General features: G+C 40.5%; 33 protein-coding genes. 1 reads left to right on the top strand and 32 read right to left on the bottom strand.

What is annotated here, in order from left to right; translation table 11 throughout:
• Positions 1–102: 102 nt before the first annotated feature.
• The 32 genes from G7Y42_RS03390 to rpsJ form a co-directional block, all read right to left on the bottom strand.
• Positions 103–900 (bottom strand): energy-coupling factor transporter transmembrane protein EcfT, encoded by a 798-nt coding sequence (locus G7Y42_RS03390; protein WP_165003971.1) that lies wholly within the window; start codon positions 898–900, stop codon positions 103–105.
• The gene (locus G7Y42_RS03385) at positions 890–1759 is read right to left on the bottom strand and encodes an energy-coupling factor ABC transporter ATP-binding protein (protein ID WP_165003969.1); all 870 of its coding nucleotides are present in this window, start codon (positions 1757–1759) and stop codon (positions 890–892) included. Before G7Y42_RS03385 ends, G7Y42_RS03390 begins: the two co-directional genes overlap by 11 nt.
• Complete coding sequence (locus G7Y42_RS03380; RefSeq protein WP_165003967.1) at positions 1735–2574, bottom strand: energy-coupling factor ABC transporter ATP-binding protein; 840 nt, start codon at positions 2572–2574, stop codon at positions 1735–1737. The genes G7Y42_RS03385 and G7Y42_RS03380 overlap by 25 nt, the downstream gene beginning before the upstream one ends.
• Before the next feature lie 272 nt (positions 2575–2846).
• Complete coding sequence (gene rplQ / locus G7Y42_RS03375; RefSeq protein WP_165003965.1) at positions 2847–3227, bottom strand: 50S ribosomal protein L17; 381 nt, start codon at positions 3225–3227, stop codon at positions 2847–2849.
• Between the two features lie 27 nt (positions 3228–3254).
• Positions 3255–4193, bottom strand: coding sequence for a DNA-directed RNA polymerase subunit alpha (locus tag G7Y42_RS03370; protein WP_002288715.1), 939 nt, complete (start codon positions 4191–4193; stop codon positions 3255–3257).
• Between the two features lie 79 nt (positions 4194–4272).
• Positions 4273–4662: a 30S ribosomal protein S11 gene (gene rpsK, locus G7Y42_RS03365; RefSeq protein ID WP_002288714.1), complete on the bottom strand. Its 390-nt coding sequence runs from the start codon at positions 4660–4662 to the stop codon at positions 4273–4275.
• A 27-nt stretch (positions 4663–4689) separates the two neighbouring features.
• Entirely contained in the window at positions 4690–5055 is a 366-nt protein-coding gene (rpsM, locus tag G7Y42_RS03360; protein ID WP_002288713.1) for a 30S ribosomal protein S13, read from the bottom strand.
• Positions 5056–5072: 17 nt separating this feature from the next.
• A complete protein-coding gene (rpmJ, locus tag G7Y42_RS03355) occupies positions 5073–5189 on the bottom strand; it encodes a 50S ribosomal protein L36 (RefSeq protein ID WP_002288710.1) in 117 nt (38 codons plus the stop codon).
• A 32-nt stretch (positions 5190–5221) separates the two neighbouring features.
• Entirely contained in the window at positions 5222–5440 is a 219-nt protein-coding gene (gene infA, locus G7Y42_RS03350) for a translation initiation factor IF-1 (RefSeq protein WP_002288695.1), read from the bottom strand.
• Positions 5441–5631: 191 nt separating this feature from the next.
• Positions 5632–6279 carry an adenylate kinase gene (locus G7Y42_RS03345; RefSeq protein WP_165003963.1) on the bottom strand — a complete coding sequence of 216 codons (648 nt, stop codon included), beginning with the start codon at positions 6277–6279 and terminating at the stop codon, positions 5632–5634.
• A gap of 59 nt (positions 6280–6338) precedes the next feature.
• Positions 6339–7634, bottom strand: a complete 1296-nt coding sequence (gene secY / locus G7Y42_RS03340; protein ID WP_165003961.1) for a preprotein translocase subunit SecY — start codon at positions 7632–7634, stop codon at positions 6339–6341.
• Positions 7634–8074 carry a 50S ribosomal protein L15 gene (rplO, locus tag G7Y42_RS03335; protein WP_165003959.1) on the bottom strand — a complete coding sequence of 147 codons (441 nt, stop codon included), beginning with the start codon at positions 8072–8074 and terminating at the stop codon, positions 7634–7636. The genes secY and rplO overlap by 1 nt, the downstream gene beginning before the upstream one ends.
• A 48-nt stretch (positions 8075–8122) precedes the next feature.
• Positions 8123–8302: a 50S ribosomal protein L30 gene (gene rpmD / locus G7Y42_RS03330; protein ID WP_206215433.1), complete on the bottom strand. Its 180-nt coding sequence runs from the start codon at positions 8300–8302 to the stop codon at positions 8123–8125.
• Between the two features lie 14 nt (positions 8303–8316).
• A complete protein-coding gene (rpsE, locus tag G7Y42_RS03325; protein WP_002288681.1) occupies positions 8317–8817 on the bottom strand; it encodes a 30S ribosomal protein S5 in 501 nt (166 codons plus the stop codon).
• Between the two features lie 20 nt (positions 8818–8837).
• A complete protein-coding gene (gene rplR, locus G7Y42_RS03320; RefSeq protein WP_002288679.1) occupies positions 8838–9194 on the bottom strand; it encodes a 50S ribosomal protein L18 in 357 nt (118 codons plus the stop codon).
• A gap of 166 nt (positions 9195–9360) precedes the next feature.
• Positions 9361–9897 carry a 50S ribosomal protein L6 gene (gene rplF, locus G7Y42_RS03315; protein WP_165003957.1) on the bottom strand — a complete coding sequence of 179 codons (537 nt, stop codon included), beginning with the start codon at positions 9895–9897 and terminating at the stop codon, positions 9361–9363.
• A gap of 31 nt (positions 9898–9928) precedes the next feature.
• Positions 9929–10327: a 30S ribosomal protein S8 gene (gene rpsH, locus G7Y42_RS03310; RefSeq protein ID WP_002288675.1), complete on the bottom strand. Its 399-nt coding sequence runs from the start codon at positions 10325–10327 to the stop codon at positions 9929–9931.
• A gap of 35 nt (positions 10328–10362) precedes the next feature.
• A complete protein-coding gene (locus G7Y42_RS03305) occupies positions 10363–10548 on the bottom strand; it encodes a type Z 30S ribosomal protein S14 (RefSeq protein ID WP_002356214.1) in 186 nt (61 codons plus the stop codon).
• An 18-nt stretch (positions 10549–10566) separates the two neighbouring features.
• Positions 10567–11106, bottom strand: a complete 540-nt coding sequence (rplE, locus tag G7Y42_RS03300; RefSeq protein ID WP_002288671.1) for a 50S ribosomal protein L5 — start codon at positions 11104–11106, stop codon at positions 10567–10569.
• 28 nt (positions 11107–11134) lie between these two features.
• Positions 11135–11443 carry a 50S ribosomal protein L24 gene (rplX, locus tag G7Y42_RS03295; protein ID WP_002288670.1) on the bottom strand — a complete coding sequence of 103 codons (309 nt, stop codon included), beginning with the start codon at positions 11441–11443 and terminating at the stop codon, positions 11135–11137.
• Positions 11444–11479: 36 nt separating this feature from the next.
• Entirely contained in the window at positions 11480–11848 is a 369-nt protein-coding gene (rplN, locus tag G7Y42_RS03290; RefSeq protein WP_002288669.1) for a 50S ribosomal protein L14, read from the bottom strand.
• A 57-nt stretch (positions 11849–11905) separates the two neighbouring features.
• A complete protein-coding gene (gene rpsQ, locus G7Y42_RS03285; protein WP_005880796.1) occupies positions 11906–12172 on the bottom strand; it encodes a 30S ribosomal protein S17 in 267 nt (88 codons plus the stop codon).
• A 24-nt stretch (positions 12173–12196) separates the two neighbouring features.
• Entirely contained in the window at positions 12197–12385 is a 189-nt protein-coding gene (gene rpmC, locus G7Y42_RS03280; RefSeq protein WP_002288664.1) for a 50S ribosomal protein L29, read from the bottom strand.
• Positions 12375–12809, bottom strand: a complete 435-nt coding sequence (gene rplP, locus G7Y42_RS03275; protein ID WP_002288661.1) for a 50S ribosomal protein L16 — start codon at positions 12807–12809, stop codon at positions 12375–12377. Before rplP ends, rpmC begins: the two co-directional genes overlap by 11 nt.
• Positions 12810–12811: 2 nt before the next feature.
• Positions 12812–13468, bottom strand: a complete 657-nt coding sequence (gene rpsC, locus G7Y42_RS03270; protein ID WP_165003955.1) for a 30S ribosomal protein S3 — start codon at positions 13466–13468, stop codon at positions 12812–12814.
• Positions 13469–13481: 13 nt separating this feature from the next.
• The gene (gene rplV, locus G7Y42_RS03265) at positions 13482–13829 is read right to left on the bottom strand and encodes a 50S ribosomal protein L22 (RefSeq protein ID WP_002288657.1); all 348 of its coding nucleotides are present in this window, start codon (positions 13827–13829) and stop codon (positions 13482–13484) included.
• Between the two features lie 22 nt (positions 13830–13851).
• Complete coding sequence (rpsS, locus tag G7Y42_RS03260; protein ID WP_002288655.1) at positions 13852–14130, bottom strand: 30S ribosomal protein S19; 279 nt, start codon at positions 14128–14130, stop codon at positions 13852–13854.
• 42 nt (positions 14131–14172) lie between these two features.
• A complete protein-coding gene (rplB, locus tag G7Y42_RS03255) occupies positions 14173–15006 on the bottom strand; it encodes a 50S ribosomal protein L2 (RefSeq protein ID WP_165003953.1) in 834 nt (277 codons plus the stop codon).
• 37 nt (positions 15007–15043) lie between these two features.
• The gene (gene rplW, locus G7Y42_RS03250; protein WP_002290449.1) at positions 15044–15334 is read right to left on the bottom strand and encodes a 50S ribosomal protein L23; all 291 of its coding nucleotides are present in this window, start codon (positions 15332–15334) and stop codon (positions 15044–15046) included.
• Positions 15334–15957 carry a 50S ribosomal protein L4 gene (gene rplD, locus G7Y42_RS03245; RefSeq protein ID WP_165003951.1) on the bottom strand — a complete coding sequence of 208 codons (624 nt, stop codon included), beginning with the start codon at positions 15955–15957 and terminating at the stop codon, positions 15334–15336. The genes rplW and rplD overlap by 1 nt, the downstream gene beginning before the upstream one ends.
• 27 nt (positions 15958–15984) lie before the next feature.
• Positions 15985–16614 (bottom strand): 50S ribosomal protein L3, encoded by a 630-nt coding sequence (gene rplC, locus G7Y42_RS03240; protein WP_002290445.1) that lies wholly within the window; start codon positions 16612–16614, stop codon positions 15985–15987.
• Between the two features lie 30 nt (positions 16615–16644).
• Positions 16645–16953, bottom strand: coding sequence for a 30S ribosomal protein S10 (rpsJ, locus tag G7Y42_RS03235; RefSeq protein ID WP_005880808.1), 309 nt, complete (start codon positions 16951–16953; stop codon positions 16645–16647).
• Between the two features lie 395 nt (positions 16954–17348).
• Here rpsJ and G7Y42_RS03230 point away from each other — a divergent pair.
• The coding region (locus G7Y42_RS03230; protein WP_165037817.1) for a transposase family protein at positions 17349–17961 on the top strand (613 nt) is incomplete at its 3' end.

Raw genomic sequence — 17961 nt, 5'->3', positions numbered from 1 at the left:
TGTGAAAAAGCTGTCCAGCCTTATTTCCGATAGGCTGTCTTTGAAACACCGTTTATTCGGAAAAAGAGGCTGTGACAAGACTTTTGTCACAGCTCCCTTATCTTAGCCTCTCAAAAAAATCAATAACACAGTTAGCACCGCAAAAGCAATCAGCACTGCCGTATCACGATTATGCCAATGTAGGACTCGGTATTTCGTCCTTCCCTCTCCGCCTTGATAGCCTCTTGCTTCCATGGCAGTCGCTAAATCCTCTGCTCGATTGAAGCTGCTGACAAACAAAGGGATCAGTAATGGGATGACAGCCTTCATTTTCTGGATCAGGCTTCCTTCTCCAAAATCTACACCGCGAGCACGCTGCGCATTCATGATCTTTTCCGTTTCATCCATCAAAGTCGGAACGAAGCGAAGTGCGATCGACAACATCAGCGAAATCTCATGGACGGGAAAACGAACGGCTTTTAGCGGACGAAGCAAGTATTCGATCGCATCTGACAAATCCAAAGGCGGTGTTGTCAATGTCAATAAAGTAGACATAAAGATGATCAGCACAAATCGGCAAAAGATGAACAATCCATTCATCACACCAAATTCAGTGATATTAAAAACACCCCAGCTCCAATATGTATCACCGCCACTTGTAAACAGTACTTGAAGCGCTACTGTAAAGAGAATCAGCCAAATCAATGGACGGATCCCTCGAATAAAAAATTTCATATCCACTTTTGATAGGAAGACAGAAATCAAGGTGAACACAGCCAATAAAAGATAGGTTTCCCAATTATTGGCCAAAAAAATGATACCGATAAAATAAAAACTGGCTAATAGCTTTGCACGAGGATCAAGTCGATGGATCAGAGAATCTCCCGGCATATAGCGTCCAAATATCAATTTATTCATCATACGCAGTCCCTCCAGCTAAACGTGCGATCTCGTCTGCCAATTCATCCGCGGTAAGAGGCAGTTCTGAAAAATGAAGGCCTTTTGCAGCCAGCTGTTCCGCAAATTCAGTCGCAGTAGGTACCCCTAACTGCTTTTCTTTCAACCAGTCAAGATGCTGGAAAACTTCATGAGGGCGACCACTCTCAACGATCTTTCCTTTTTCCAGTACATAAACGAAATCAGCATAATTTGCGACATCATCCATCAAGTGAGTGACCAAAACGATCGAGATCTTTTGCTCGTTGTGCAAGCGCAAAAACATTTCCATCATTTCTTTCCTGCCTTGCGGGTCAAGTCCAGCTGTCGGCTCATCCAATACAAGTACTTCTGGTTTCATAGCTAATACGCCGGCAATCGCCACCCGACGCATTTGTCCGCCAGAAAGTTCAAATGGGGACCGCTCCAAATAGCTTTCATCCAAGCCTACTTGCTGAAGTGTTTCTTTCGCCAGTAGCTGTGCGTCTTCTTCACTGACGCCAAAGTTTTTAGGTCCAAAAGCGATATCTTTTGCTACTGTTTCTTCAAACAGTTGTGCTTCTGGAAATTGGAAGACGATTCCTACTTTTTTTCGTATCGGTTTCAGATTCTTGTTATCGGTATCCGGCTGAATCAAGCGGTCACCGATATGAACTGTTCCGCTTGTCGGCTTGACTAACGCATTCAAATGTTGAAGGAGGGTCGATTTCCCGCTTCCTGTATGACCGACAAGAGCAGTATAACTACCTTCTTTAATCGTCAGGTTGATATCGAACAACGCTCTTTGTTCAAAAGGGGTATTAGGCTGGTACGTAAAATCTACTTGTTCAAAACGGATGTCCATAACCAGTCCACCATCCTTTCTTCGGTCATATATTCATTAGGTACATCGATTCCTCGCTGCTTCAACGCATTTTTTAGTTTTTCAGGAAATGGCAGGTCCAATCCGAGATTGATCAATTCAGGGCCTGCTGAGAAAATCTCTCCAGGGGCACCTTCTTGGACCAGTTCTCCTTGCTTCATCACTAAGATACGATTGGCATTTGCAGCTTCGTCAATATCATGCGTGATCGAAATGACTGTTAGCTGGCTTTCCTCTTTGATTTTCTTGATCGTAGAAATGACTTCTTCCCGACCTTCCGGATCAAGCATGCTTGTTGCTTCATCTAAAATAATGATATCCGGACGCAAAGCGACTACACCAGCAATAGCGACACGCTGTTTTTGTCCGCCAGATAAACGTGCAGGTTCTCTAGCAGCAAAATCAGACATTCTTACCTTCTCCAAAGCATCTTTCACGCGTACAAGCATTTCCTCTCTAGGTATACCTTGGTTTTCAAGTCCAAAGGCTACATCATCTTCTACGGTCGAACCAACAAATTGATTATCCGGATTTTGAAAGACCATCCCGACCATTCGGCGGATCGTCCAAATATTCTCTTCATTGAGTGTCTGGTTTCCGACTTTCACAGATCCTGATTCTGGCAGGAGCAGACCGTTGATTGTTTTTGCAAGTGTAGATTTCCCTGAACCATTGTGTCCAATAATCGCAATCCACTCTCCCTTATTGATCGTAAAGGAGACATCTTTTAATGCTGGACGAAGATCATCGGGCTGGTATTTGTAATTAATCTTTTCTAATTCAATAATTGGCTCCATGATTACTCCTTCTTCCTAAAGTTCCTATTAACACTATCAAAAAAAGACTAAATTTTCAATTATTTCTCGTTCGTTTAAAATGTTTTTTTATACCTTCAAGCTAATCTGTCAAGACAGTTAATTGAAGGTATAAAAAAACACTTTATGATGAGTGCATACTCCCCAAACTAAAATAGCTTGAGGAGCAGCGCTGAGCTAGACTCGGAAAAGTAACTTCCAACATCATAACACTCTAAATGAATCATCTATAAAGTGATGTTATTAGTGTGATTTTAGACAAGTTCTAATACAACCATTGGTGCACCATCACCGCGTCTTGGTTCTGTCTTCAAGATACGAGTGTAGCCACCTTGACGTTCAGCATAACGAGGTGCAATGTCGTTGAATAGTTTTTGTAAAGCTGATTCAATGACAACATCCTCATTTTCTTCACGTACGCTAGCAACTTCATTACGTACGAAAGCCGCAGCTTGACGACGTGCATGCAAGTCTCCGCGTTTGCCTAAAGTGATCATTTTTTCTGCAGTTGAGCGAACTTCTTTCGCACGAGCTTCAGTAGTCACAATACGTTCATTGATTAATAAATCAGTTGTTAAATCACGCAACATCGCTTTACGTTGGCTAGATGTGCGTCCTAGTTTACGATAACTCACGTTGGTTTCCCTCCTTCGTAAAAGGTTTTAATCTTCTTTACGTAAACCTAAACCTAAGTCATGCAATTTTGCTTTAACTTCTTCTAATGATTTACGTCCCAAGTTACGGACTTTGATCATTTCTGGCTCAGATTTATTCGTAAGTTCTTGTACAGTATTGATTCCTGCACGTTTCAAACAATTGTAAGAGCGAACAGACAAGTCTAATTCTTCGATTGTCATTTCTAGCATTTTTTCTTTTTGTGTTTCTTCTTTTTCTACCATGATTTCAGCGTTTTTCGCTTCATCTGTCAAGTTCACAAAAATATCTAAATGCTCTGTCATGATTTTCGCAGATAAACTCATTGCTTCCAAAGGTTCGATTGAACCATCTGTCCAAATCTCCATCGTCAATTTATCAAAATCTTCACGATGTCCAACACGTGTGTTTTCTACTTGATAGTTCACACGGCGAACGGGCGTATAGATTGAATCGACTGGAAGTACACCGATCGGCATATCTTCTTTTTTGTTTTCATCTGCTTGAACATAACCACGTCCAGGTTTCACTGTTAAGCGAGCGTGGAACGTAGCTCCTTCAGAGACACTACAGATGTACATATCTTTGTTAAGAATTTCTACATCACTATCAACGATAATATCGCCAGCAGTTACTGTAGCAGGTCCGGTAATATCGATTTCAAGGGTTTTTTCTTCTTGGCCATACATTTTCAGTGCTAAACCTTTAATGTTCAAGATGATTTGAGTGACGTCTTCTCTAACACCTTTGATGGTAGAGAATTCATGCAGTACACCATCGATTTGAATATTAGTGATGGCAGCACCTGGCAAAGAAGATAATAAAATACGACGTAGGGAATTCCCTAAAGTAGTCCCATACCCTCTTTCAAGAGGTTCAACGATGAACTTGCCATAATCTTTTTCTTCATCAATTTTTGCGATTCTTGGTTTTTCGAACTCAATCATTCTTATCTTTACCCCTTTCAAAACGAAAAGTGTCTTGTTCAATGACGTTACTAATAGAACTCAAAATGAGCGGCACTCATTAAACACGACGGCGTTTTGGAGGGCGGGCACCATTATGAGGAACTGGAGTCACGTCACGAATTGCAGTCACTTCTAAACCTGTAGCTTGTAATGAACGAATTGCTGCTTCACGTCCAGAACCAGGTCCTTTAACTGTTACTTCAACAGTCTTTAATCCGTGTTCCATTGCTGCTTTTGTAGCAGTTTCTGCTGCCATTTGAGCGGCAAAAGGAGTTGATTTTTTGCTTCCTTTGAAGCCTAATGAACCAGCTGATGACCATGCTAATGCATTTCCGTGGGTATCAGTGATCATGATGATAGTGTTATTGAATGTAGAATGGATATGTGCAATACCTGCTTCTATATTCTTCTTCACACGGCGTTTACGATTCACTTTTTTTGCTGCCATGAAGTTTTAACCTCCTTCACTTAAGAATTATTTTTTCTTGCCAGCGATAGCGCGAGCTGGGCCTTTACGAGTACGTGCATTGTTTTTCGTGTTTTGTCCGCGAACAGGCAAACCACGACGGTGACGGATACCACGGTAAGAACCGATTTCCATCAATCGTTTGATGTTTAAGTTCACTTCACGACGAAGATCCCCTTCAACTTTTAACTTATCTACTTCTGCACGGATAGCATCTGTTTGTTCATTCGTTAATTCACGAACGCGAACATCTTCAGATACACCAGCATCAGCTAAGATCTTTTTAGCAGTAGTGTTACCAATACCATAGATATAAGTAAGTGAGACTACTACACGTTTATCACGAGGAATATCTACTCCTGCAATACGAGCCATATTTATTGCACCTCCAATTATCCTTGACGTTGTTTATGTTTTGGATTTGCTGGGCAAATCACCATAACGCGTCCTTTACGACGAATTACTTTACAATGTTCACACATTGGTTTTACTGATGGTCTTACTTTCATGATAATACCTCCTGTAGTTTTACGGAGTACAATTATTTAAAGCGATAAGTAATACGGCCACGGTTTAAATCATATGGAGACAATTCAACCGTCACTTTGTCACCAGGTAAGATACGGATATAATGCATACGAATTTTACCTGAAACAGTAGCAAGAACTTGGTGTCCGTTTTCTAGTTCAACTTTAAACATTGCATTCGGCAAAGTTTCGACGACTGTACCTTCGACTTCAATCATATCTTCTTTTGCCACGCACAGTACCTCCTTGTACTTGTTTCGCATTTTCACACGATAAAATGGCGGAAACTGCAGTTCCCACCTCAAAATTCTCAAAATGGATCATCTAGAGGATTTCTCTAGAAGTCGGACTGACATATTCTATCATAATTTATTGAACTTGACAAGAGTAACTGCTTAATGCAAGTCGGCTACGGGCAATCGTGCTATTTTTCAATGATTTTTTGTACATCAGCAAATACAGCATCGATTTCACGAGCACCATCGATAGTGTGTAGCAAACCTTGCTCTTTGTAATGAGCCAAGATTGGTTCACTATTCTTGATGTTGATAGCCAGACGATTTTTAACCGTCTCAGGTTTATCATCTTCTCTTTGATAGAATTCATGCCCACCACAACGATCACATGTATCTTCAACTTTTGTAGGGTTGAAAATTTTATGGTAAGTTGCTCCACAGTTGCTGCAGATGAATCGGCCGGCTAAGCGTTCGACCAAGATTTCTTCACCAACATGGATATCGATGACAGCATCAATTTTTTTATTCAATTCTTTCAGCATTGCGTCCAGAGCTTCTGCTTGTTCGATCGTACGAGGAAAGCCGTCCAATAAGAAGCCTTTCTCCGTATCCGGTTCAGCTAATCGCTCTTTCACGATTCCATTTGTTACTTCATCAGGAACTAATGCACCTTTATCCATATAAGACTTTGCTTCCAAGCCAAGAGCTGTTTCATTCTGGATAGCCGCACGAAACATGTCTCCTGTTGAGATATGAGGAATCCCATAAGCATCAATGATCTTTTCTGCTTGTGTTCCTTTACCTGCACCTGGCAGCCCCATTAAAATGAGGTTCATTGTTTTCCCTCCTAATAAATGTGAGAACGTGTGTTGAGGAAAAACCTCAACACGCTTTCTTACTCAATGAATCCAACATACTTACGTTTCAGCATTAAGCCTTCTAACTGTTTCGCAGTTTCTAAAGCAACACCGATGACGATCAGCAAGCTTGTACCGCCTAACCCGATCGATTGAGGCAGATCCCATACCATTTGTGCAATGATTGGAAGCAATGCCACTAGACCGAGGAAGATCGCACCTACTGTACTCAAACGCATCAGTAAACTCGAGACATACTCTTCAGTCCCCTTACCAGGGCGTACGCTTGGTATATAGCTTCCTTGTTTTTGCAAGTTTTCCGCTAATTTCTCAGGGTTTACTTGTACAAAAGCATAGAAGAAAGTAAAGGCAACGATCAATATCGTATAAATCGTAGCACCAGGTGCCGTATTATAGTTAAAGATCTGCATCATTACTTTATACCAGTTTTCAGCTCCGAAACGACCACTCAAGGCCTGTAATACAGCATTTGGTGTAGCGATAAACGAACTAGCAAAGATAACTGGAATAACTCCAGCCGCATTGACTTTCAACGGCAGATAACTGCTTGTTGGTGCGCCTGCTACACGTTTTGTGTATTGGATCGGAATTTTGCGTTCAGCTTGTTGGAAAAATGTTACGAATGTCACGATCAGCAAGACCGCTACAAGTAAAATGGCAATGAAAATAGCAGATTTCCACATGTCTGAAGGATCGATATTTACAAAGTAATCTTCATAAATCTCTTTGATACTTTCAGGCAAACGTGAAATGATCCCTGCAAAGATAATCATTGATACGCCATTTCCGATTCCTTTTTCTGTGATTTGTTCCCCTAACCATGTCACAAACATCGTACCAGCAGTCAAGATCAGACCGATCGTTACGTAAGTTGCTACGTTAGGGTTGTTCACAAAACCTAATTGGGCATATTGGTTAAATCCAGCAGTGATACCGACAGATTGGATGAATGCCAATACTAATGTCAAGTATCGAGTTGCCTGATTCAACTTTTTACGACCGACTTCACCCTGTTTCGACCATTCAACAAATCGAGGAACGATATCCATTTGGAGTAATTGAATGACGATTGAGGCAGTAATGTAAGGAGAAACCCCCATCGAGAAGATAGAGAAGTTCTGCATCGCACTACCACTGACCAAGTTCAACATGTTGAAAAATGGCAAAGAAGATAGATTCTGCAAAGAGCTAGCATTCACGCCAGGTACAGTGATATGCGCACCTAGACGGAATACGAACAAAACAAATACAGTAAATAGGATTTTAGATCTAATGTCCTTTACTTTAAAAGCATCTTTTAATAGTTTAAGCATTAGATCACCTCGATTGATCCACCAGCCGCTTCAATTGCTTCTTGAGCTGCTTTAGAGAATTTTGCTGCTTTCACAGTTAATTTCTTGCTTAATTCACCATTAGCTAATACTTTGATTCCAGCTTTTTCGTTTTTCACGATTCCAGCTTCGACTAAAGCAACAGGTGTTACTTCAGCACCGTCTTCGAATCGATTCAATACGTCTAAGTTGATAACAGCATAGTCTTTACGGTTCACATTTGTAAATCCACGTTTTGGTAAACGGCGGAACAATGGTGTTTGTCCACCTTCAAATCCTAAACGTACACCGCCGCCTGAACGAGCTTTTTGTCCTTTTTGACCACGTCCGGCAGTTTTTCCGTTACCAGATGAAGTACCACGTCCAACACGGTTACGTACTTGGCGTGAACCTTCAGCAGGTTTTAATTCATGAAGTTTCATAGGTTTGGCACCTCCTTAATATTCTAAATCTATTTTTTTTATGTTTAATTAAACTTCTTCAACGTCCACCAAGTGAGAAACAGTATTGATCATGCCTTTGATTGCTTCATTAGAAGGCTTAACCACTGAACTGTTAATCTTTGTAAGACCTAACGCTTTAACTGTTTCGCGTTGGTTTTGAGGACGTCCGATAATACTGCGTTTTAAAGTAACTTTTAATTCAGCCATTATTTTTGTCCTCCTTATCCGATTAATTCTTCAACTGATTTGCCGCGAAGTTCTGCAACTTCTTCTGCACGTTTCAATTGTTTCAAACCTTCAACTGTTGCGCGAACAACGTTGATTGGTGTATTTGAGCCTAAAGATTTAGATGTGATATCAGCTACCCCAGCTAATTCCAATACGGCACGGACTGGTCCGCCAGCAGCAACCCCAGAACCTTCAACAGCAGGTTTCATTAGGATTCTACCACCACTAAAAGCACCGATTACTTCGTGTGGGATTGTTGAACCAACCATAGGCACTTCAACTAAGTTTTTCTTCGCATCTTCAATTGCTTTGCGGATTGCTTCAGGTACTTCTTGTGCTTTACCTGTACCAAATCCTACGTGTCCGTTTTTGTCACCGACAACAACTAAAGCAGCAAAACGCAGACGACGTCCACCTTTAACAACTTTTGTTACACGGTTAATTGCAACAACGCGGTCTTCTAATTCCAAATGTTTTGGATCGATATAAACCATGAATGGTATTCCTCCTTCTTCTAAAATTCTAGTCCATTTTCGCGAGCAGCTTCAGCTAAAGCTTGCACACGGCCATGGTAAAGGTATCCACCACGGTCAAAGACTACTACTTTAATGCCTTTTTCAGCTGCACGTTCAGCAACTAGTTTGCCGACAGCTTGTGCTGCTTCTGTTTTTGTTCCACCTGAAATTTCTTTATCCAAGGTAGAGGCACTTGCTAGCGTTACACCCGCTACGTCATCAATGATTTGCGCGTAGATGTTTTTGTTAGAACGAAAAACGTTCAAGCGTGGGCGCTCAGCAGTACCAGAGATATTGTTACGTACACGACGATGTCTTTTTTGACGTGTTTTGTTCTTATCTGGTTTTGTAATCACAATTGTCACCTCTTTATTTTTATTGTACCACTATTGATTTCAAGCAGTAAATGAGTTTCGAAAAATAGAAGCTGCGGCACAAGTAAAACTTCTTTTATTGAAGGCAAACTTCAGCAAAATCCTTTTTCCCTGCTGCTGGCTTCTATGCAATTTTTCTAAACTTCTATTATTTACCAGTTTTACCTTCTTTACGGCGTACATATTCGCCAACATAACGAATACCTTTACCTTTATAAGGTTCTGGTGGACGAGTTCCGCGGATGTTCGCAGCTAATTCGCCAACTTCTTCTTTGTTCGCACCCTTCACAATGACTTGTGTGTTAGCTGGTACTTCAACAGTTACTCCAGCTGGTGGTATGATTTCTACTGGATGTGAGTAACCTACGTTCAATACAAGTTTTGATCCTTGTAATTGTGCACGGTACCCAACCCCGATTAATTCTAATGCTTTTTGGAATCCTTCGCTGACACCTACAACCATGTTGTTGAAGTTCGCACGAGTTGTTCCATGAATTGTTTTCATTTCTTTACTGTCGTTTGGACGAGTGAATGTTACTTCGTTTCCTTCGATATTCATTTTGATATCTGAAGAGAAAGTACGTGTTAATTCGCCTTTTGGTCCTTTAACTGTAACGTTGTTTCCGTCTTGAGTAACTGTTACTCCTTCAGGGATCACAACGACTTTATTTCCGATACGGCTCACTTAAAGACACCTCCTTGTAGATTCTACTTGATTACCATACGTAAGCGATAACTTCGCCGCCGATATTTTTTTCACGAGCTTCTTTATCAGTGACAACACCTTCAGAAGTCGAAATGATTGCGATACCTAAACCGTTCAATACTTTTGGTACTTCGTCAGCTTTGACATAAGCACGCAAACCTGGTTTAGAGATACGTTTTAAGTTTGTGATAACACGTTCACCGTTTTTACCGAATTTCAAGAAAACACGGATCACGCCTTGCTTGTCATCTTCGATGTATTCAACATCACGAACGAAACCTTCACGTTTCAAGATTTCAGCGATGTCGCGTTTGATTTTTGATGCAGGTACTTCTAAAGACTCATGTTTAACCATGTTTGCGTTACGGATACGAGTTAGAAAATCTGCAATTGGATCTGTCATGACCATTGAACTTTTACCTCCTTCTATGCGAATTTACTTTTTTACCAGCTAGCTTTCTTCACGCCGGGAATTTGACCTTTATAGGCAAGTTCGCGGAAGCAAATACGGCAAAGATGGAACTTACGATAAACTGAATGTGGACGTCCGCAACGTTCGCAACGAGTATAAGCTTGTGTTGAATGTTTTGCAGGACGTTTGTTTTTAGCAATCATTGATTTTTTAGCCACGTAGTTCGCCTCCTTTAATTATTTTTGGAATGGCATGCCTAATTGTGTCAACAACTCACGAGATTCTTCATCTGAGTTTGCTGTTGTAACAATAACGATGTCCATACCACGTACTTTATCTACTAAATCATAATCTACTTCTGGGAAGATCAATTGTTCTTTAATACCTAAAGTATAGTTTCCACGACCGTCAAAGGCTTTTTTACTTACACCATGGAAGTCACGTACACGTGGTAGTGAAACTGAAACCAATTTGTCTAAGAATTCGTACATTCTTTCTCCGCGCAATGTAACTTTTGCACCAATTGGCATTCCTTCACGCAAACGGAATCCAGCGATTGATTTTTTAGCTTTTGTAATCATTGGTTTTTGACCAGTGATCAATGTTAATTCTTCAACTGCTTTGTCTAAGTTTTTAGCGTTTGATACCGCATCACCAACACCCATGTTGATGACGATTTTTTCAACTTTAGGTGTTTGCATAACAGAGCTATAGTTAAATTTTTCCATCAATGATGGAGTTACTTCTTTAAGATATTTTTCTTTTAGGCGGTTCATTCAGTAAGACCCTCCTTCCTTAAACTTTTTATTTATCTAAAACTTCACCGGTTTTTTTAGAAACACGGACTTTTTTGCCATCTACTTCTTTATAGCCGACACGGCCAGCTACGCCAGTAGAGTCGACCACCATCACGTTAGAAACATGAATTGGCGCTTCCATCTCAACGATTCCACCTTGAGGAGCAGCTTGAGAAGGTTTTTGGTGTTTTTTAACAACATTCACACCTTCGACAATGACTTTATCTTTTTTCGGAAACGCTGCTAACACAACGCCTTCTTTATTTTTGTCTTTTCCAGTGATAACTTTAACTTTATCGCCTTTTTTAACAAACATAACTGTTTCGCACCTCCTTTGATAAGTGTCTCAAGATTATAAAACTTCTGGTGCTAGTGAAACGATCTTCATGAAGTTGTTTTCACGTAGTTCACGTGCAACTGGCCCAAAGATACGTGTTCCACGAGGGCTTTTATCATCACGAATAATCACTGCAGCATTTTCATCAAATTTAATATATGAACCGTCTGTACGACGAGCTCCTGATTTTGTTCGAACGATAACGGCTTTTACGACGTCACCTTTTTTGACAACCCCACCTGGCGTTGCTTGTTTAACCGTAGCAACGATCACATCACCGATATTAGCAGTTTTACGACCAGAACCACCAAGGACTTTGATCGTCAAAATTTCACGTGCGCCTGAATTATCAGCGACTTTTAAACGACTTTCTGCTTGGATCACGTTGTGTATCCTCCTTTCAGATTTTGCATTCAATCTATATAGGAAAATCTCGTGTTATTAGATAATAACTGCTTCTTCGACTACTTCCAACAAACGGAAACGTTTTGTAGCTGATAATGGACGAGTTTCCATAATTTTCACGATGTCGCCAACTTTTGCTGTGTTGTTTTCATCATGCACTTTGTATTTCTTAGAATAGTTCATGCGTTTGCCATAGATAGGGTGGTTTTTCTTTGTTTCGACAGCAACGGTAATTGTTTTATCCATTTTGTCTGAAACCACGCGACCTTGATAAACTTTGCGTTGATTTCTTTCTTCAGTCATACGCTTAATGGCCTCCTTCCATAATTACTTAGCTTGTTCACGCAACACAGTTTTGATGCGTGCAATCGATTTACGTACTTCTTTAATACGTGCAGTGTTTTCTAATTGACCTGTTGCTAATTGGAATCTAAGATTAAACAATTCTTCTTTCAATTGTTTTTCTTGATCAAGCATTTCGGCAGTGGTTAATTCTCTGATTTCTTTAACCTTCATTCGATTCACCACCCATTTCCTCACGTTTTACGATCTTAGTTTTCATTGGTAATTTGTGAGAAGCTAGACGTAACGCTTCACGAGCAACTTCTTCAGGAACGCCTGCGATTTCAAACATGATCTTACCACGTTTTACTGGTGCAACCCATCCTTCAGGTGCCCCTTTACCAGAACCCATACGTACCCCAATTGCTTTGGCAGTATAAGATTTGTGAGGGAAAATTTTAATCCATACTTTCCCACCACGTTTCATGTAACGAGTCATTGCGATACGAGCAGCTTCGATTTGGCGGTTAGTGATCCAATGTGAATCAACAGCTTGCAAACCGTATTCACCGAATGCTACTTCTTTGCCGCCTTTAGCTTCCCCGCGCATTTTTCCGCGGAATTCACGACGGTGTTTTACACGTTTAGGTACTAACATGATTATTTCCCTCCTTTCTCAGTGTTTTTTTTAGTTGGAAGAATTTCTCCACGATAGATCCACACTTTAACTCCTAGTTTTCCGTATGTTGTATCTGCTTCTTCCCATGCGTAATCAATATCCGCACGTAAAGTATGAAGAGGAACAGTTCCTTCTGAGTATCCTTCTGAACGAGCGATATCCGCACCGTTTAGACGTCCAGATACTTGAGTTTTGATCCCTTGAGCGCCAGAACGCATTGTGCGTTGGATCGCTTGTTTTTGAGCGCGACGGAAAGCAACACGGTTTTCTAATTGACGTGCGATTCCTTCACCTACTAATTTAGCATCTAGATCTGGTTTTTTGATTTCCACGATGTTGATGTGGATTCTTTTACCAGTTAATTTGTTTAATTCTTTTCTTAGGCTTTCGACTTCAGAACCGCCTTTACCAATAACCATACCTGGTTTAGCTGTGTGAATTGAAATGTTTACACGACCTGTTGCGCGTTCGATTTCAACTGTTGATACAGCAGCATCAGCAAGTTTAGTTGAAATAAATTTACGGATTCTTAAATCTTCGTGTAAGAACTCAGCATACTCTTTTTCAGCATACCATTTAGCATCCCAGTCGCGGATGATGCCTACACGCATTCCAATTGGATGTACTTTTTGACCCACTGATTATCCCTCCTTATTTTTCTGATACGACTACTGTGATATGACTTGTACGTTTGTTGATTGGTGAAGCTGATCCTTTTGCACGTGGACGGAAACGTTTCATTGTTGGTCCTTCGTTAACAAAAGCTTCAGATACTACCAAGTTCTCAACATCTAAGTCAAAGTTATTTTCTGCATTCGCAACTGCTGACATCAATACTTTTTCAATGATTCCAGCAGATTTGTTTGGTGTAAATTTCAAGATTGAAATTGCATCTGCAACACTTTTACCTCTGATAAGGTCAATTACTAAACGGGCTTTTCGAGGTGAAGTGCGAACTGTTTTTGCAGTTGCTTTAGCTGATGTGATTTGTTCTGCCATTTGGATTTATCCTCCCCTCAAATTAGCGTTTAGTTTTCTTATCGTCAGCAGCATGTCCGCGATAAGTTCTTGTTGGTGCAAATTCACCTAATTTGTGTCCTACCATGTCTTCTTGGATGTAAACAGGTACATGTTTACGTCCATCATAAACTGCGATGGTATATCCGACAAAACTTGGGAAAACTGTTGAACGGCGAGACCAAGTTTTGATTACTTTTTTCTTTTCAACCCCTGCTTGAGCTTCAACTTTTTTCATTAAATGCTCATCGACAAAAGGTCCTTTCTTTAAACTACGACCCATGGTGAACCTCCTCTCAAAATGTGCGACACATGGTCAAAGTAATTATTTATTTTTACGACGACGAACAATAAGTTTGTCTGATTTAGCTTTCTTGTTACGTGTTTTGTAACCAAGAGCTGGTTGACCCCAAGGAGAAACTGGTGCTTTACGTCCGATAGGTGCTTTACCTTCACCACCACCGTGTGGGTGATCATTAGGGTTCATTACGCTACCACGTACTGTTGGGCGTTTACGCATCCAACGAGAGCGTCCAGCTTTACCGATGTTGATAAGTTCATGTTGTTCGTTACCTACAGAACCGATTGTTGCGCGGCATGCAGCTAAGATCATGCGAACTTCACCTGAGTTCAAGCGGATCAATACGTATTTGCCTTCTTTACCAAGTACTTGAGCACTTGTACCAGCAGAACGGATCAATTGTCCACCTTTTCCTGGTTTCATTTCAATGTTATGGATAACAGTACCGACTGGAATGTTTTCTAATGGAAGAGCATTACCGATCTTGATATCTGCATCTGGACCTGAAACAAGTTTCATTCCAACTTGTAGTCCTTTTGGTGCTAAGATGTAAGCTTTCACTCCATCTTCATAGTGTACTAACGCGATGTTAGCTGAACGGTTTGGATCGTATTCGATCGTTTGAACAGTTGCAACAACGTTATCTTTGTTACGTTTGAAGTCGATCACGCGATATTGGCGTTTGTGTCCGCCGCCTTGGTGACGTACAGTGATGCGGCCGTTATTGTTACGTCCAGCATGGTTTTTCAATGGTTGTAACAATGATTTTTCAGGTGTTGATGTTGTGATTTCAGCAAAATCAGAACCTGTCATGTTACGACGACCATTTGAGGTAGGTTTGTACTTTTTAATCGCCACGTTTTTCCCTCCTAATTTAATGAGTTAGCTATAGTGCTTATTCAGCAGCTTCGAATAATTGGATTTCTTTTGAATCTTCAGTTAATGTAACGATCGCTTTGCGACGTTTTTTTGTATATCCTGCATATTTGCCCATACGTTTGAATTTTGCACGTACGTTCACGATATTCACGTTTTTGACTTTTACGTCAAAAGCAGCTTCTACCGCTTGTTTTACTAAAGTTTTGTTTGCACGAGTGTCCACTTCAAAAGTATATTTCTTGTCATCCATGGCAAGCATTGATTTTTCAGTGATCACTGGGCGTTTGATTACGTCTAGTAAGTTCATTATGCAAGCACCTCCTCAATTTGAGTAAGAGCAGTTTGTGTTGCTAACACTTTTGTATTTGAAACAACGTCTAGCACACTCACATTATCAGAAGTTACTACAGAAACGTTTGGCAAGTTACGTGCTGATAAAGCAGCAAAGTCGTTACCTGTTTCTAGAACAACCAATACTTTAGAGTCGATAGATAAGTTTGCAAGAACTTGTTTGAATTCTTTTGTTTTTGGTGCGTCGAAGTTCAAGCCTTCGATTGCTACCAAGTTGTTTTCAGCAACTTTTTCTGATAAAACAGATTTCATTGCTAAACGACGAACTTTTTTAGGAAGTTTGTAGCTGTAAGAACGTGGTGTTGGTCCGAAGACTACGCCACCTCCACGCCATTGTGGTGAGCGGATAGATCCTTGACGAGCACGACCTGTTCCTTTTTGACGCCATGGTTTACGTCCACCGCCGCGAACAGCGCTACGGTTTTTGACCGCGTGTGTTCCTTGTCTTAATGACGCACGTTGCATTACGATTGCATCGTAAACAACACTTTCATTAGGTTCAATTCCGAAGATTTCTTCGTTAAGTGTGATTTCACCGTTTTGGCTTCCATCTTGTTTGAATAATGCTACATTCGGCATTCCTTAGTTCCTCCTTTCTTCCTACTATTATTTAGCTTTCACAGCTGATTTGATAGTGATTAATGATTTTTTCGCTCCAGGAACATTACCTTTGATCAAGATAACATTTCTTTCAGCATCGACGCGAACAACTTCCAAGTTTTGGATTGTTACGCGGTTGCCGCCCATACGGCCAGCAAGACGTTTGTTTTTAAATACACGGTTAGGTGCAACTGGACCCATTGACCCAGGACGACGATGGTAACGAGAACCGTGAGCCATTGGTCCGCGGCTTTGTCCATGGCGTTTGATAACCCCTTGGAATCCTTTACCTTTCGTAGTACCTGTTACATCAATAATGTCTCCTGCTTGGAAAACATCTACTGTAATTTCTTTTCCTACTTCATATTCTCCTAGCTCAACATTTTTGAATTCACGAATGAAGCGCTTAGGAGCCGTGTTTGCTTTTGCAACATGACCTTTCGCAGGTTTGTTTGATAAAACTTCACGCATATCTTGGTAACCAACTTGGATAGCTTCGTATCCGTCTGTTTCCATTGTTTTCACTTGCAATACCACGTTTGGCGTAGCTTCTACAACAGTAACTGGAATTAATTCACCAGATTCAGTGAAGATTTGTGTCATTCCCACTTTTTTCCCTAAGATTCCTTTGGTCATGAGTACACCTCCATTATTTCTATTTTAGTTTTATAATTTGATTTCGATGTTCACACCAGATGGTAAGTCTAGCTTCATCAAAGCATCAACAGTTTTTGGTGTTGGGTTCACAATGTCGATTAGACGTTTGTGTGTACGCATTTCGAATTGTTCGCGTGAATCTTTGTATTTATGAGTCGCACGGATAACAGTGTAAAGACTGCGTTCAGTTGGTAATGGAATTGGACCAGACACGCTAGCTCCAGTTCTTTTTGCAGTTTCCACGATTTTATCCGCTGATTGATCTAAAATACGATGTTCATACGCTTTTAAACGGATACGAATTTTTTGTTTTGCCATCTTGTTCCCTCCTTCGCCTATTTTGAAAAGTAGACATAGCTCCACGAAAATTTCCGTCACGCTCGTTCGTGGCAAAGCGTCCGGGCGTGTCGCAACCTCTCGTTTCTTAGCCGACGAAATCATATTGATCACGTCTGTGGCATTTACCATGGTAAATGCACCTTTGTAATTATAATATATCTAAACACACAAAGCAAGGCTTTTTTTTGTAAAACTCAATTTGTTTTCATAAGTTTTCATTTAGAAAACGCCGACTCTTTTATTGGCTCTATAATTTCTAGGACTGATAGAATTTTCTGTCGGTCCTAGATTTTTTTGTAAAAAAACAAACAGACATACAAAAATTCCGATAGAATAGAGTCGTCTAAAACATCAATCTGAAAGGAAGTTTTTGTATGTCCATCTCTCATTCTATCAAAGAGCTCTTCACTATTAAAGATAAAAATATTGAAATTAATTCTTTTCAAGAAACTATTTATAAGAACAAGAAAGCCATCGTAATCGAAGGAAATTTAGTTCGGACCTTTAAACATTGTCCATTTTGTAAAGAATCTGCGAAGCAGATCGTCAAAAACGGCAAGAAGATTTCAATGGTTCTCTTAAACCGCAGTGGAAATAAGCAAACCTACTTGCGACTAAGAAAGCAACGTTATCACTGCCGAGCATGTGGGAAATATTTTACTGCTCATACGTATCTTGTCGCTCCTTCATGTTTTATTTCGAAACAAGTCCATTACACAATATTAGAAGAGTTGACCGAGCGTCAAGCGTTAAAGACAATTGCGAAACGTTGTGATCTTTCAGTGACGACCGTTCAGCGGACATTATCTGCTCTATCGGCAACAATGCGGCAGAAACTGGACTATTTACCTCAATGTTTGCTATTCGACGAGTTTCGCTCTCTTTCAACTTCCTATGGGAAGTTCTCCTTTTCTTGTATGGATGGAGAGACAGGGAAACTCTTTGACATCTTGCCCAGCCGGAGAAAAAAAGATTTGGTTGCTTATT

The sequence above is a fragment of the Enterococcus sp. ZJ1622 genome (assembly GCF_011038845.1).
Classification (GTDB): Bacteria; Bacillota; Bacilli; order Lactobacillales; family Enterococcaceae; genus Enterococcus_B.
The sequence above is the reverse complement of the archived record's forward strand: the minus strand, read 5'-3'. Positions and strand labels throughout refer to the sequence as shown.

Excerpts from the sequence above, each read along its gene's own strand:
- G7Y42_RS03390 (WP_165003971.1), bottom strand. The coding sequence starts at position 900 with ATGATGAATAAATTGATATTTGGACGCTATATGCCGGGAGATTCTCTG.
- G7Y42_RS03385 (WP_165003969.1), bottom strand. The coding sequence starts at position 1,759 with ATGGACATCCGTTTTGAACAAGTAGATTTTACGTACCAGCCTAATACC.
- secY (WP_165003961.1), bottom strand. The coding sequence starts at position 7,634 with ATGCTTAAACTATTAAAAGATGCTTTTAAAGTAAAGGACATTAGATCT.
- G7Y42_RS03380 (WP_165003967.1), bottom strand. The coding sequence starts at position 2,574 with ATGGAGCCAATTATTGAATTAGAAAAGATTAATTACAAATACCAGCCC.
- rpmC (WP_002288664.1), bottom strand. The coding sequence starts at position 12,385 with ATGAAGGTTAAAGAAATCAGAGAATTAACCACTGCCGAAATGCTTGAT.
- rpsE (WP_002288681.1), bottom strand. The coding sequence starts at position 8,817 with ATGGTTTATATCGATCCAAAACATTTGGAATTAGAAGACCGCGTTGTT.
- rplE (WP_002288671.1), bottom strand. The coding sequence starts at position 11,106 with ATGAACCGCCTAAAAGAAAAATATCTTAAAGAAGTAACTCCATCATTG.
- rpmJ (WP_002288710.1), bottom strand. The coding sequence starts at position 5,189 with ATGAAAGTAAGACCATCAGTAAAACCAATGTGTGAACATTGTAAAGTA.
- rplC (WP_002290445.1), bottom strand. The coding sequence starts at position 16,614 with ATGACCAAAGGAATCTTAGGGAAAAAAGTGGGAATGACACAAATCTTC.
- rpmD (WP_206215433.1), bottom strand. The coding sequence starts at position 8,302 with ATGGCTGAATTAAAAGTTACTTTAAAACGCAGTATTATCGGACGTCCT.
- rpsJ (WP_005880808.1), bottom strand. The coding sequence starts at position 16,953 with ATGGCAAAACAAAAAATTCGTATCCGTTTAAAAGCGTATGAACATCGT.
- rplV (WP_002288657.1), bottom strand. The coding sequence starts at position 13,829 with ATGGCAGAACAAATCACATCAGCTAAAGCAACTGCAAAAACAGTTCGC.
- rpsS (WP_002288655.1), bottom strand. The coding sequence starts at position 14,130 with ATGGGTCGTAGTTTAAAGAAAGGACCTTTTGTCGATGAGCATTTAATG.
- rplP (WP_002288661.1), bottom strand. The coding sequence starts at position 12,809 with ATGTTAGTACCTAAACGTGTAAAACACCGTCGTGAATTCCGCGGAAAA.
- rplD (WP_165003951.1), bottom strand. The coding sequence starts at position 15,957 with ATGCCGAATGTAGCATTATTCAAACAAGATGGAAGCCAAAACGGTGAA.
- rpsH (WP_002288675.1), bottom strand. The coding sequence starts at position 10,327 with ATGGTCATGACAGATCCAATTGCAGATTTTCTAACTCGTATCCGTAAC.
- G7Y42_RS03345 (WP_165003963.1), bottom strand. The coding sequence starts at position 6,279 with ATGAACCTCATTTTAATGGGGCTGCCAGGTGCAGGTAAAGGAACACAA.
- rpsM (WP_002288713.1), bottom strand. The coding sequence starts at position 5,055 with ATGGCTCGTATTGCAGGAGTAGATATTCCTCGTGATAAACGTGTAGTA.
- G7Y42_RS03370 (WP_002288715.1), bottom strand. The coding sequence starts at position 4,193 with ATGATTGAGTTCGAAAAACCAAGAATCGCAAAAATTGATGAAGAAAAA.
- rplX (WP_002288670.1), bottom strand. The coding sequence starts at position 11,443 with ATGTTTGTTAAAAAAGGCGATAAAGTTAAAGTTATCACTGGAAAAGAC.
- rpsQ (WP_005880796.1), bottom strand. The coding sequence starts at position 12,172 with ATGACTGAAGAAAGAAATCAACGCAAAGTTTATCAAGGTCGCGTGGTT.
- rpsK (WP_002288714.1), bottom strand. The coding sequence starts at position 4,662 with ATGGCAGCAAAAAAAGTGAATCGTAAACGCCGTGTGAAGAAGAATATA.
- rplW (WP_002290449.1), bottom strand. The coding sequence starts at position 15,334 with ATGAACTTACTAGACGTAATCAAACGCCCAGTGATCACTGAAAAATCA.
- rplO (WP_165003959.1), bottom strand. The coding sequence starts at position 8,074 with ATGAAACTTCATGAATTAAAACCTGCTGAAGGTTCACGCCAAGTACGT.